10 protein-coding genes are annotated in these 12,860 nt (G+C 44.4%); 1 reads left to right on the top strand and 9 read right to left on the bottom strand.

Features of this window, described 5'->3' with window-relative positions; all coding sequences use genetic code 11:
* Positions 1 to 18: 18 nt before the first annotated feature.
* The gene (gene aroQ, locus AB9H30_RS09165; RefSeq protein WP_371194362.1) at positions 19 to 444 is read right to left on the bottom strand and encodes a type II 3-dehydroquinate dehydratase; all 426 of its coding nucleotides are present in this window, start codon (positions 442 to 444) and stop codon (positions 19 to 21) included.
* 475 nt (positions 445 to 919) lie between these two features.
* Here aroQ and AB9H30_RS09170 point away from each other — a divergent pair, with 475 nt between their 5' ends.
* Positions 920 to 2,569 (top strand): diguanylate cyclase, encoded by a 1,650-nt coding sequence (locus AB9H30_RS09170; protein ID WP_371194363.1) that lies wholly within the window; start codon positions 920 to 922, stop codon positions 2,567 to 2,569.
* 133 nt (positions 2,570 to 2,702) lie between these two features.
* Here the strand turns inward: AB9H30_RS09170 and AB9H30_RS09175 are convergent, their stop codons facing one another.
* Genes AB9H30_RS09175 through AB9H30_RS09210 form a run of 8 tightly spaced genes read right to left on the bottom strand, consistent with a single transcriptional unit; the run spans position 2,703 to position 12,859 of the window.
* A complete protein-coding gene (locus tag AB9H30_RS09175; protein WP_371194364.1) occupies positions 2,703 to 3,752 on the bottom strand; it encodes a chemotaxis response regulator protein-glutamate methylesterase in 1,050 nt (349 codons plus the stop codon).
* 18 nt (positions 3,753 to 3,770) lie between these two features.
* On the bottom strand, positions 3,771 to 4,376 hold the full coding sequence (gene cheD / locus AB9H30_RS09180) for a chemoreceptor glutamine deamidase CheD (RefSeq protein WP_371194365.1): 606 nt from the start codon (positions 4,374 to 4,376) through the stop codon (positions 3,771 to 3,773).
* A complete protein-coding gene (locus tag AB9H30_RS09185) occupies positions 4,373 to 5,206 on the bottom strand; it encodes a CheR family methyltransferase (RefSeq protein ID WP_371194366.1) in 834 nt (277 codons plus the stop codon). The genes cheD and AB9H30_RS09185 overlap by 4 nt, the downstream gene beginning before the upstream one ends.
* 3 nt (positions 5,207 to 5,209) lie before the next feature.
* A complete protein-coding gene (locus tag AB9H30_RS09190; RefSeq protein WP_371194367.1) occupies positions 5,210 to 8,326 on the bottom strand; it encodes a methyl-accepting chemotaxis protein in 3,117 nt (1,038 codons plus the stop codon).
* A 1-nt stretch (position 8,327) separates the two neighbouring features.
* Positions 8,328 to 8,834 carry a chemotaxis protein CheW gene (locus AB9H30_RS09195; RefSeq protein ID WP_371194368.1) on the bottom strand — a complete coding sequence of 169 codons (507 nt, stop codon included), beginning with the start codon at positions 8,832 to 8,834 and terminating at the stop codon, positions 8,328 to 8,330.
* Positions 8,824 to 10,791 carry a chemotaxis protein CheA gene (locus tag AB9H30_RS09200; RefSeq protein WP_371194369.1) on the bottom strand — a complete coding sequence of 656 codons (1,968 nt, stop codon included), beginning with the start codon at positions 10,789 to 10,791 and terminating at the stop codon, positions 8,824 to 8,826. Before AB9H30_RS09200 ends, AB9H30_RS09195 begins: the two co-directional genes overlap by 11 nt.
* A gap of 28 nt (positions 10,792 to 10,819) precedes the next feature.
* Positions 10,820 to 11,185 carry a response regulator gene (locus AB9H30_RS09205; RefSeq protein ID WP_371194370.1) on the bottom strand — a complete coding sequence of 122 codons (366 nt, stop codon included), beginning with the start codon at positions 11,183 to 11,185 and terminating at the stop codon, positions 10,820 to 10,822.
* 3 nt (positions 11,186 to 11,188) lie between these two features.
* On the bottom strand, positions 11,189 to 12,859 hold the full coding sequence (locus AB9H30_RS09210) for a SpoIIE family protein phosphatase (protein ID WP_371194371.1): 1,671 nt from the start codon (positions 12,857 to 12,859) through the stop codon (positions 11,189 to 11,191).
* Position 12,860 lies beyond the last annotated feature (1 nt).

Consider the following 12,860-nt stretch of genomic DNA (forward strand, 5'->3'; position numbering starts at 1 on the left):
AGTTGTGCGGTATATGTATTATTTTTTTAAAAATGCATCAAGTGCAAATTGATAGCCTATCGTCCCTAGGCCAACAATAACGCCCTGCGCGATGTCTGATAAGTAGGAAGTGTGCCGAAAGCTCTCGCGCCGATAGACATTCGATAGATGCACCTCTATGAATGGAATGTTAGTGCCCAAGAATGCATCGCGAAGCGCAATACTGGTATGCGTATATGCGCCGGGATTAATAACGATCCCGTCTACCTTTCCCATATGTCGATGCACACAGTCTATAAGCTCATGCTCTGCATTCGATTGAAAACATGTCAAATGCGCATCACGAACACCGGCATAAGTAACTAAGGTCCCTTCTATATCTGCAAGCGATTGTGAGCCATATACTTCAGGCTCACGCGTGCCTAATAAGTTTAGGTTTGGACCATTTATTAACAATAAATTCATTTAAAATGCGCTTATTTGCTATGAACGAGTTGGTATTGTGCATCTTTTGAAGTAAATATCTTTGTGGACTATTTTTTCTTCAACACAACGCTAACAATTCATTTAATTTCGAAAGTTTTGTGAAAATACCATACTTTGTTGTATGTTTTCAGCAAATTACTGGTCTAATCAGCGAAGTTTACGAAAATAGTCGAGTAGATGAGCGATTGATATTCACTATTTTTAATTTAGGGTCTGTTTATTTTTTCCATTTGACCAATAATACTTAGCATATCAGTACGTAATCAATTGCTTAATTTACCGCGAAGAGCCTAATCTTGGTTTCGCGTTTATATGTATTGGTTGACTAAGAAACATGCCTTTTAGGCTAAAACTCCCTCTACAATACTCTCTAAAAGTACTGCTAATGCACTAACATTCAAGTCTATTGACAACACTGCCGATATCAAAGCATGGCAAGATTTAACAATACAAAATGACTGAACTCAACGCACGCGACGGCAATATCCCAGAAGCTGTTCAACAACAATACAAAGCAGACCTAAAGGTGCTTGTACGCGCTTGGTCAAAAGCGCGCGTGAGCAAAACTAAATCTGAGCTAGCGACATTTCAACAGCAGTTGGATCAGACCTCGAAAGAATACGACAGTTTAGATCTAAATGCCTTGCACCAGATACTGCAAACTATGCAGCGCAGTTGCGACAATGGGTTAGAAGGGAAAAATACAATTGCAAAAACGTCTGCAGATATGGATTGGTTAATGAACCAATTAATTCGTTCCAATCAAATTAGTCCAGATCCCTTCTTAAGTGAAGCGAACTCATTAGATGAGTATCTTCCAAAAAGTTCCAAACCAATGGCCGCGAATGTTCATAAGGCAATCAAAGTGGCGATCATTGATGATGAGCCGTCCGTTGGCGGTGCAATGCGTTTAATGCTGGAACAGTTTGCATATGAAACAACTTTGTTTGAGTCAATCAATGAGTTTGAAATGGCTTTAACGGATGGCGAGCCGGATTTAGTGTTGCTCGACATTTGCATGCCTAAAACGACGCAAAGCGAAGTGTTTGATTTTGCGAGACAGCTTAGTCTGCGGGGTATCAAAGTAATTACTTGCAGCAGTCTGTTCAATTTCGAAACGCGTTTACAGGCGGTTAGAGCAGGAGTAAGTGATTACGCAGTAAAGCCCCTCAATCCTTATGTATTGGTTGAAAAAATAAGTCGAGCACTAAAACGTAATATCAACAATGCCTATCAGATTGTGTTGCTTGACGATCAAGAGTCGATGGGAGAGTTTTATCAAGCGGTTTTTTCGCAAGTTCATGTCGATTTTCATTTTTTCAACACGGCTGAACGCTTAATTGCTGCTTTAGAGTATTTGCAACCGGATTTATTTTTGCTGGACCGAGTAATGCCTAGTGTAAACGGCCTGGAGGTTGCTGAGATGATTCGTCAAGATGCGAAGTTCGACTTTGCACCGATTGTATTTTTAACCGCAGATGAGCAGTTAGATACCAAATTAAAAGTGCTTGCTCACGGCGGAGATGACCTGATTGCCAAAGTAACGCCCGCGCCTCTGGTACTTGAACAGGTTTTGGCGCGCTTAGAGCGTTCTGCATTTATAAAATCTTTTGTTTCTAAAGACCCGCTTACCGGGGTATTAAATCATGGCCAAATAGTCGAAGCGGCTAACCATCAACTGCGCTTAAATAAACGCCATGCAAACCATTGTGCGCTAGCGATGGTTGATGTGGACTTCTTTAAAGACGTAAATGATAACTATGGTCACTCAGCAGGCGATATGGTGCTAAACGGTCTAGGTCAATTGTTGAAGTCCTCCGTTCGCGAGACTGATTACGTAGGGCGCTATGGTGGGGAAGAGTTTATTATCCTCTTTGTCGACTGTGACGCAGAGCAGGCGATACATAAAATAAACCTTATTCGGGAAAAGTGCTCGCAAATGCGTTTTGTACAGGACAACCCAGATATAGCCATTACGTTTTCAGGCGGCTTGGTGTCGCTAGAAGACCATAAATCCCTGCCAAAGGCCATTAGCGAAGCTGACAGACTATTGTATCTGGCAAAAGAGGCGGGCCGAAATCAAGTTAAGATGGATGAAAAATAGCAGCGGCGCGGCGAGTTAGTCTATAAAAGCTTGCTAAGCCGCGCTCCACTATGTGTGGATTGGTGAGTAAAGTGAGCATAGCTACACAAACACATTTGCAATTACCAACAACCTGCAATGTCTATCCTACAAACTACAGACGCATCCCAGTGCCTTTTTGTTCAACGGCTTTTGTAAGCGTCATACTCATATTATCCAAAGAAACGACATTTGTCGTTGCGCCTATTTCAACAGCGGCTTTGGGCATGCCATATACCACACAGCTGTCTTCATCTTGCGCCATAGTTATTGCACCAGCTTGACTAAGCGCCAACAAACCTTTCGCACCGTCCTTACCCATACCAGTCAGTACGGTAGCTATAGTGTTATTCCCAGCAACTTTCGCCAACGATGCAAACATAACGTCTACAGAAGGCTTATGTCCGCTGACTAAAGGGCCATCTATCAAGCGAATCCGGTAGTCTGCGCCATGGCGCACCACTTCAAGATGTCTATCTCCTGGCGCGATGTAGGCGTTGCCTGGTAAAAGCCGCTCACCATCTTTTGCTTCATGTACATTGATTTTACATAATCCATCCAGTCTTTGTGCAAAAGAGCGTGTAAAATTCGGCGGCATATGTTGCGTGATAACCGTTGCCGGGAAAGCCGGTGAAAGACGCTCTAGCACATGCCTTATGGCTTCTGTGCCGCCAGTAGATGCACCGATACCAACAATAGTTTCAGTGCCGCGATAGCTGATTGGGATCGCTGCGCTTTTGGCGACTGAGGGCGTTCTTGCGCGAGGCTTTGACGCGGCGGCTATTTTTATTTTTTGGACGATTTCGTGCTGATATTGAGCAATACCGTGGGCGACATTAAGCTTCGGTTTTGCAATAAAATCAATTGCGCCAATTTCGAGAGAGCGGATGGTCGCTTCTGCTCCCTTTTCGGTTAGCGTTGAAATCATTAACACAGGTGTTGGCCGAGCTTTCATCAAGCGGTCTAAAAAGGTCAAACCATCAACTTTCGGCATTTCGATGTCAAGGGTGATCACATCAGGATTAAACTTCATTACCATCTCTTTGGCAACAAAGGCATCAGGCGCTGCCCCCACTAATTCAAGATCGGGGTCTTGGCGAATAATCTCACTGAGTAAACTGCGAATGAGTGCAGAGTCATCGACCACTAATACTCGTATTGCCATGCACTATCTCCAACAGGGCTAAAAGAAATCAATATCACCAGAAGCTGGTGTTTGATTGACCTTGACTCGGTATTCACTCTCCCGGTCAACGATGGTGGTATTGTGTAAGGACTTGAGTTTACGGACTTTGACTTCGCCGGTGAGCGGGAAAAAATAAAGTTTGCGTGGAAACTCGCCTAGTAAATCTTTAGCAACCACTTTGAAATTCTCGGTTGCGAGGTAATTTTCAACAAAAGCCACATTTTGTTCACCAACGCTGTTTTGTCTCAGCTGTTTTAGAACGTTACCGCCGCCAAACACTTTGGCTTCCATACGCCCCTTGGAGGCGCCAAGTTTGATTAAGTGATTGACTAAAACTTCCATAGCGTAAACGCCATATCGTGCAGACTCCGAGTTAAAGTTGATAGTGTCTTTGTTAGCCGGTAGCAAAAAGTGATTCATGCCCGATATACGAGTGATAGGGTCGCGCAAACAAACGGATACGCAAGAGCCCAACACGGTGACAATCATTGAGTTGCCGTCGGTTGCAAAATATTCACCGGGTAAAATCTTTACCGCGTCGGTATTAAAGTGCTTATCAAAATACCGATTAGAGGCTAAATGCTCAGTAAAATAGGCGCTCATCTGTCGGCTACTCTAGGTTGATAAACGGTTTGGCCCAGTGGTTTCAGAAGCGAACTTACATGTGAAAAATTTTCTGAATGACCAGCGTAATACAAACCATTGTTGTCCATATGCCCCAGTATCTTTTCAAGAATCTGAAGCTGTGTTGTTTTGTCAAAGTAAATCATAACGTTGCGGCAAAAAACAATGTCAAAATCCTTTGGCAATGCCCATTTACTATCCATCAAGTTTACCTTCTGAAAACTTAATAGTTTGCGCAGTTCTGGAACGACTCTGACGCTACCATTATTGCTGCCTTTACCTCGATGAAAAAACCGCTTTTTAAAGTCGCTTTGCATACCGTCGAGTTGTTCTATTTTATAAACACCTGCACTGGCAGTTGTGAGTACTTTACTGTCGATATCAGAGGCGGTTATGCTAACAGGTATATCAAAGGCGCCAAACGCCTCCACTGCTGTCATCGCAATAGAGTAGGGCTCTTCTCCCGTTGACGAAGCCGCACACCAAATTTTTAATGGACGTCTATTTTGGCGAATATAGTTTCGCAGATGCTCAAAGTGATGACGCTCACGAAAAAACGACGTGAGATTAGTGGTCAAAGCATTAATGAATTCTTCCTGCTCCGCAGCATTCGCATCCAAATAACGCAGATAAGACGCAAAGTCTCTCAAGTTTAAGGCACGAATCCGTCGGGACAAACGGCTATACACCATCGAATCTTTGCTGTCAGCTAAGTTAATCCCAGCTAATTGCTTGAGTTTAGCGCGCACAATATCAAAATCGGCGCGCTGATACCCAAACTCCCCTGCTTCTCGGGTCGACGTTGTCATCGACTAAAAGCTTTCCCATTCATCGTCATCGTTAGTGGTGACCGGAGCTGCTGATTTAATAGGTTTTGCAGGCTTCGCTGCTGCGCTTACAGATGGTAATTCGTCAAACTGTTTAGACAGCAAGTCTGGCTGTCTTTGAGGGACTTTGGTTTGCACATCCGAATTGCTCAACTTAAAGGTGCCTACGCGCTGATTCAAATCAGAGGCCTGCGAACGCATGCTCTCAGCGGCGGCGGCGGCTTCTTCAACTAACGCGGCATTTTGCTGCGTCATTTCATCCATTTGCGTGACCGCTTTACTGACTTCGTCAATACCGCTTGCTTGTTCAGCTGAGGCTGCCGCAATTTCAGACATAATGTCGTTTACGCGTTGTATGGCAACTACTATTTCTTGCATAGTGTTACCCGACTGATTGACTAGCTCATTGCCGCTTGCCACTTTGGTCACGGAGTCAGAAATGAGGTCTTTGATATCCTTTGCAGCGTTCGCGCTACGTTGGGCAAGAGTGCGAACTTCTGAAGCAACTACTGCAAAGCCTCTGCCTTGCTCTCCGGCTCTTGCTGCTTCAACCGCGGCATTCAATGCCAAGATATTAGTTTGGAATGCAATGCCATCAATCACACCAATGATATCGGCAATTTTCTGGGCTGACTCATTGATAGACGCCATAGTGGTCACCACTTCACCGATTAATTTGCCGCCGTTACCCGCAACCGCTGATGCTTGCGAGGCCAAACTATTCGCTTGACTGGCATTCTCAGCGTTGAGGCGTACCGTGCTGGTTAACTCTTCCATGCTAGAAGCGGTTTCTTCTAAACTAGAAGCCTGCTGCTCGGTGCGCGTCGATAAGTCGGCGTTGCCTTGCGCAATTTCTGATGAAGCGTTGCTAATTGTGTCACTGGCCCCTCTAATTTGGCTTATCACACTGACCAGGTTTTCAGAGGTGGTATTACAGTAGTTTTTAAGATCTTCAAAAGTGCCTTGATACTGGGTCTCAATACGCTTAGTTAAATCGCCTTCAGAAATGGCGAGTAGCACATTGCTGACTTCATTGAGACCACTTTCAGTGGTTTTCATCAATTGATTTAGGCCCTCTGTCATGGTTAACAAGAAGCCCTCTTTATCACTCTCATCTACGCGTTGCGTAAAGTCTCCTTGTAAACTTGCCTCAACTAATGCAGACACTTCTTTTTCAGCTTTAATTTCTTTCGTGCGATCTAACCATTCGACAACTGTGCCAATGCGCTCTCCGGTTTTGCCTAAAATTGGACTCGCGGTTAAACGGAAGCTGCGGCGTCCTACGGTAATTTCACTAGGGTGCTTGTCTTTTAAACGCTCTAACATACTCCTTTGATGATTCGGGTCTTTGTGGAAGCGATCCATACTGCCGCCCACAATGTCGTCGGCAGAAAAGTGTGGCATGACTTTGCGTAAGTCAGACTCTGCTTCTTTGAGCATTGTCGATACTGAACGGTTCATATAAATAATGTTATGATCGGCATCGGCTATCATCACGCTGGTGCTGCAGCAGTCTAATGATTCCAATATGCGGGCAACGCGTCGTTCTTCCTCGTAAATGGCGGTCATATCATGCCATTCCACGCTGTTACCTAGGTCTTTGCCATTTTCGTCACGAATAGGATTAATCATTAGTTTGAATGAGTAATCGCCTAAGTCGAGTTTGGCCTCATGCACAGTCTTTAATTTATCTAAGACGGCGTGCTGATGCGCCGGTTTTTTATGGAAGCTGTCGATACTGCTGCCAATTAACTTATCAGCATTAAATTGAGGTAAATCCCGGCGTATTTCAGCTTCGCAGTCTTTTAACAGTTTGCGAGATGCTTCATTCATATACACGATAGTGCGATCAGAATCAGACATCATAAATGCCATGGTGCTGCTGTCGAGCGCTTGCTTCACTTTACTGGCTTCAACGGCTACTAAAGCAGCACCTTCCAGTTGCTGAGCTAGGACAGTGAGTTCTTGCTCAAGCACGCCCATTTCATCTTTGCGTGACTGATTCAGCTCAACCTTATAGTCGCCCTCGGATATATGTTTAAAAGCAGATATCAAGGTGCGAGCAGAACTAACTACCGAACGAACGATAATAGCGCCTGTCGTTAAACTAAGTGCTAGTAGGCTAACAATAATCGTTAGGGTTGTGAGCCGCTCGTCGGCGATGCTTTCGGTGCGCTCTTCAATAACGGTAGTTAAGGAGAGAACGTTTTGGTCAAACAGGCCATATAGCTCGTTAATAACGGCTGAATACTGATTAAAATATTCGGTTCCAGAATAGGCTGAGTCTGTGCGAGATATGATTTGTTGATCGGTTAAGCGTTCTAACTCTTCCACTTTACCTTTTAGTGTGGTTGCCTTTTGATAAGCACTTTGAAAACGTGGATCAGCTTCTGATGCTGACAGCATGTTATATTCAAAGTCAGTCAGCGGTGACTGAATATTATTTAAATAGGCCCTAATGCTGCTTTTTTGGCTTTCTGTTATAGCATCTCCCGACAGTATACCGGCGCCAGCACCTCTAATTTTGCCGAGGTTGTCGGCCAAACGTGGAAGGTTTTGAAAATTGGCGATTATTAAGTGGTAACTGGCCGCTGCTGGGTCATAACTTAGTAAAAAGTGTTTGGATAGTTCAGATATCAAAAGATCGGCGTCAGACATCAGCGCTGAATGGATTGCAAAGGAGTCGAGTGCGCTGAGCTGTCGAGACGAAACGCTAGATTTTACATTTGCCCAATCTTGCTCTACCCCTGTTAGGCTTTGCAAAATACCGCTGCTATCTGTAGCTGCAGTGAGCGCTGAGCGAACATTTCGCATAGCTTGGTCAATTTCGTTTGCCTTAGCGCTTAACGATGCAGAAACGCTTGTATCTCCACCAAACAATGCTGCAGAAATCCCGCGATGCTCTGCTACGGCTTTTTTTAATTTAACTACGGCACTTACAGGAGCAATGCCTTTAAGTTCGATTTCAGAAGACGACTGCGTGTCAAATGACAACTGGCTATAGTAATAGGTCGGCAGACCTAGCCCAGCAACGGCGAGTATGGCGATAATACCCATTTTTACGGGTAATTTTATATTATCGAACCAAGTTAAAATTTTCATGTTACTTACTCTCCGCAGTAATGTTTTTGTCATAAAGGCCTAACTCATCGCTTGAGATCAGCTTCTGGATATTTACTAAAATAATCATTTGATCACTGATGGTGGTTAAGCCATGCAGGTAGGCGCTGTCAAAGGCGATGCCAAACTCAGGCGGTGGTTTAATGTCATTTTCGTTAACTTTAATTACGTCGCTAACTTCGTCAACCACAATACCGACCACTCTGTCACCAATCATGAGCATGATCACAATGGTGAACTCATCGTAGGTCACCTTCCCGACTTGAAACTTAATGCGTAAATCAATAATCGGCACAATGTCGCCGCGCAAATTGAGTACGCCTTTAATATAGTCTGGGGCATTGGCAATCTTGGTGACGTTCTCGTAACCGCGTATTTCTTTTACCGTCATGATGTCCAGTGCATAGTTTTCATCACCCAACACAAAAGTTAAAAACTCTTGTTGTTCTTCATTCACGTTCGTTTCTATTACTTGTGCATTAGCTGGCAATTGGCACCTCCTGTTTGCTAGGGGTACTTACCCCAGATGCAATGGATTCAATATCTAAAATCATGGCAACGCTTCCGTCGCCCATTATGGTTGCGCCCGCAACACCGGGCACTCGCTTGTAATGTTGTTCTAAGCTTTTAATTACGACTTGCTGTTGGCCCTCTAAATCGTCGACTAAAATGCCGAAGCGTTTGCGGCTGGTTTCTACGAGTACCACAATGCCATCAGTTAATTGTTCTTTTGCACCTTCAATTCCCATCAACTGGTGCATCTGTACCAATGGCCAATATTCTCCGCGCACCCAGAGTACTTGGTCATTGGCGAGCGTTTTAAGCTGTTCTTGTTTAGGCTGCATCGATTCAATGATGTTGGTTAGGGGGATCACGTATGTTTGATTGCCCACCGATACACACATACCGTCAACAATCGCCAAGGTCAGTGGTAGTCGGATTTTGAAAACCGAACCTACGCCTTGATGACTTTCAATTTCGACTGAGCCGCCGATAGATTCGATGTTTCTGCGCACCACATCCATACCTACGCCGCGACCAGATACGTCAGTAACCGCATCAGCAGTCGAAAATCCGGGTTCAAAAATGAGGCTCCAGACTTTGGTATCGGATATGTCTGGTGATACATCGAGTCCGTTGGCAATGGCTTTTTCTAAAATTTTGTCACGATTAAGACCGGCTCCATCATCGGTGATGCTAATGATGATGCTGCCGCCGCGCTGCTCTGCGCTTAAAATCACGGTGCCGTTTGGCGTTTTACCGGCTGCGCTGCGCTTGTCGGGCATTTCGATACCGTGGTCGACACTGTTGCGAATAAGGTGAGTGAGTGGGTCTACTAACTTTTCGATCATACCCTTGTCGATTTCTGTGGCACCACCTTCAATGACTAGGTTGACGTCTTTACCCAGCTTATCTGCAAGGTCTCTGACGACGCGTGGAAAGCGATTGAAGGCAAACGACATAGGCAACATACGCATTGACATGACGGCTTCTTGTATTTCTCGAATGTTCCGAGATAGTTCGCCGATCGCGCCCTCAAGTTTCTCTTCGGTTTCGCCTTGCACCTCTTTGCCGACGATTTTTATCATCGATTGAGTGATCACTAATTCACCCACTAGGTTAACCAAAGAATCAATTTTCAGGGTGTCTACACGAATCGAACTAGATTCCTTACCCTCACTCTTGGTTTTGTTTGGAGTGGCTTTTTTCAAGGCGGTTTTAGCGCCTATAGTGCTAACCTTAGCCGGTGTTTCTGCTGTGCTTTTTGCGTTTGCATCGGAAGCGGATTGCGCTACTTTATCTGCACTTGGTTGGTCATCAAAGAAGCCAAAGCCGTCAATAGTATCTGGAGATGTCGCCGAGCTTTGTGCTGATTGAGTCGCTTCACTGGTTTGTGTGTCGTCTTCGTAGAATCCATAGGCAGTTTCTTCAGTTTCTTGATTTACAGGATCAAAAAACCCAAAGTCCTCATCTTCATTTGTGACGGGATTGTCAAAAATGCCAAAACCTTCAATGTCGTCATTGTTGTTACCCGCTGACTCTGCAGAACCTTTAGCATCTGTTTTTAGTAAGTTCTCTAGCGCAACAGTACCAATCTCGATGGCTTGCCAATCAATCTCGGTTTCGTTTTGATAACATTCAAGTATACTTTTGAGAGTGTCCACAGTGATTAACAGCCGATCGACAATCACCTTGGTCATAACAATGTCGTCTTTGCGAGCAAGATCGAGAATGTTTTCCATGACGTGAGTCAGGCCTGTTAAAGCATCAAAACCAAACACACCGCTACCACCTTTTATTGAGTGAGCGGCTCTAAATATGCTGTTGAGATCTTCAATGTCTGGATTGTCTAACGACAGCTCCATCAGAAGATGTTCCATTTCATCTAAATGCTCTTGGCTTTCTTCAAAAAAAACGCCAAAGAACTGACTCATGTCTACAGACATAGACCCTTATCCTTTTATTACAATGCTTTTATGGCAACACTTTTGAGGCAACCGCGAGCAGTTTTTGTGGGTCAAATGGTTTTACCATCCAGCCCGTTGCTCCTGCCGCTCGGCCCTGTGCCTTCATGCTGTCGCTTGCCTCTGTGGTTAGCACAACAATAGGTGTTGCTCGATATGAACTCAGTCCACGTAACGACTTAATTAAGGTTAACCCGTCCATGCGAGGCATGTTTTGGTCAGTAATTACAAAGTCGTATTGCATGCGCTTGCATAAATCTAGCGCGGCTTGCCCATCATCAGCCGTTGTGACTTGATAACTGGCTGATTTCAGCGTGACCTGAACCATTTGACGAATCGATGGTGAATCGTCGACTACCAATATATGTTTGCTCATTGATTAAAACTCTCTCTTTATAACTACAGATGTTTGATTGCCAGGAGGGCTGACCTCCACTGATTTACATAACTGCTTAATGAGTGATAGACCTCTTCCTGAAAGCGCCCCATCCTCCATTTTTGATTGCACATTAAACTCATAACCACTGCCAGAGTCGGTAATGCTAAAGCCAATTTCGTTGCTCGACGGCGCATAAGTAAAAGTCATATCTAATTCTTCGCTATCGTCAATTTTGCCGAGACGCTCTTCTTTGAGCATCAAATAATCAGCAAAGCCGGAATAATCATTTTTGAGATTTGAGCCTAAATTGAGTATTCCATGGTCCAGCGCATTGCTAATTAGCTCAGCAAAAATGGTAAATGCACGCTGGCGAATATCGCCGGGTACATCTAGGCAGCGCATCAAATTATCAAAACAGCCAACAACATCTGATGAGCCAATCAAGCCGCCGCTAAGCTTTATTGATGCAATAACTTTGCCAGAGTTAGTAGGTTTGGGTCTGTTGCTCTCACACAAGTATGCATCCATGAGCACCTCAACCTGTAAATCGCAAATGGATAGGTCATCTTGCAATTCGAGCATTTCATTAAATACCGTAAAGTGATTGACCACGCGACTTAGCAAAGGCTCTCTATCATCGCTACTTTCTATTAGGGCAATCACCCTATCCATGCCAAATTCTTCATTTTGAGAGTTTTGTTGTTCAATTAGGCCATCGCTAAAGTAGAACAAATTTTTGACAGAGTGCGTTTCAATGGTGGTGATGCTAGGTTCAAAGTCTTCTGGATCTAGTATGCCCAAGGCCATGCTGGTAGACGGGTAACGGACAATCGACTTATCGTGCTGCAGTGCAATGATGTCTGGCATTCCGCCGTTGTATAAGTCGATGTTTCGGCTATTAAATTTGAATTCAATCCCAATTAGCGCCACAAACTTGTCATCGGGTAGTTCTTTACACAGTTTTGTGTTGGCTTCATGGACGATATGAGCAAGTGACAGCCCTTTGCGAATCATCGCTTTGATGGTAGCTACTAGCGGAATAATGCTGATCGCAGCGGACAAACCATGCCCCGTGGCATCCGCTAACATGACAAATAGATTGCCGTTAGGTGCGTGATCAGAAACAAACACATCGCCATTAAATGAGCTTGAAGACTGCAAATAGGTGTCAACGCCTTTGATATCTTTTGAGAGTGTAGAAGCAACATGCTCATAAACATAGCGAGCCAATTGTTCTTCTTGTTCTTGCTTGTTAAGCATGCTTGATAAGTGCTGCGCCTGCTCTTTGAGCTTGGCTTCTTTTTCATACAGGCTTTTTACTCTCAGCATTTTTTGCCAAAGTAGATCTAACGATAAAGGCTTGACTAAAAAGTCATCAGCACCTTGTTCAAAAGCCTCGAGCATAACGTTTTGGTTCTCGTCAGCGGTGATCATCATGACCGGCGGGGGGCGGTCAAAAGGTATTCCTGTTTTAATATGCTCGATAAAATGAATGCCGTTGCCATCTGGGAGGTGATTGTCGAGTAAAACAAAGTCAAACTGCGAAGTTTTTAGCTGCAGCTTCGCCGCAGCGATTGTCTCGGCAACAATTGTTGTGCAATTGTTATCTTCTAAAAATGTTTGCAAGATTTCGCCAAAAAGGGCGTCGTCTTCAATAATAATTACACGCATT

It is taken from the genome of Glaciecola sp. SC05 (assembly GCF_041380235.1).
GTDB lineage: Bacteria > Pseudomonadota > Gammaproteobacteria > Enterobacterales > Alteromonadaceae > Glaciecola.

Bases quoted from the DNA above. Each gene is read 5' to 3' on its own strand.
- aroQ (WP_371194362.1), bottom strand. From the start codon at position 444: ATGAATTTATTGTTAATAAATGGTCCAAACCTAAACTTATTAGGCACG.
- AB9H30_RS09170 (WP_371194363.1), top strand. From the start codon at position 920: ATGACTGAACTCAACGCACGCGACGGCAATATCCCAGAAGCTGTTCAA.
- AB9H30_RS09175 (WP_371194364.1), bottom strand. From the start codon at position 3,752: ATGGCAATACGAGTATTAGTGGTCGATGACTCTGCACTCATTCGCAGT.
- cheD (WP_371194365.1), bottom strand. From the start codon at position 4,376: ATGAGCGCCTATTTTACTGAGCATTTAGCCTCTAATCGGTATTTTGAT.
- AB9H30_RS09185 (WP_371194366.1), bottom strand. From the start codon at position 5,206: ATGACAACGTCGACCCGAGAAGCAGGGGAGTTTGGGTATCAGCGCGCC.
- AB9H30_RS09190 (WP_371194367.1), bottom strand. From the start codon at position 8,326: ATGAAAATTTTAACTTGGTTCGATAATATAAAATTACCCGTAAAAATG.
- AB9H30_RS09200 (WP_371194369.1), bottom strand. From the start codon at position 10,791: ATGTCTGTAGACATGAGTCAGTTCTTTGGCGTTTTTTTTGAAGAAAGC.
- AB9H30_RS09205 (WP_371194370.1), bottom strand. From the start codon at position 11,185: ATGAGCAAACATATATTGGTAGTCGACGATTCACCATCGATTCGTCAA.
- AB9H30_RS09210 (WP_371194371.1), bottom strand. From the start codon at position 12,859: ATGCGTGTAATTATTATTGAAGACGACGCCCTTTTTGGCGAAATCTTG.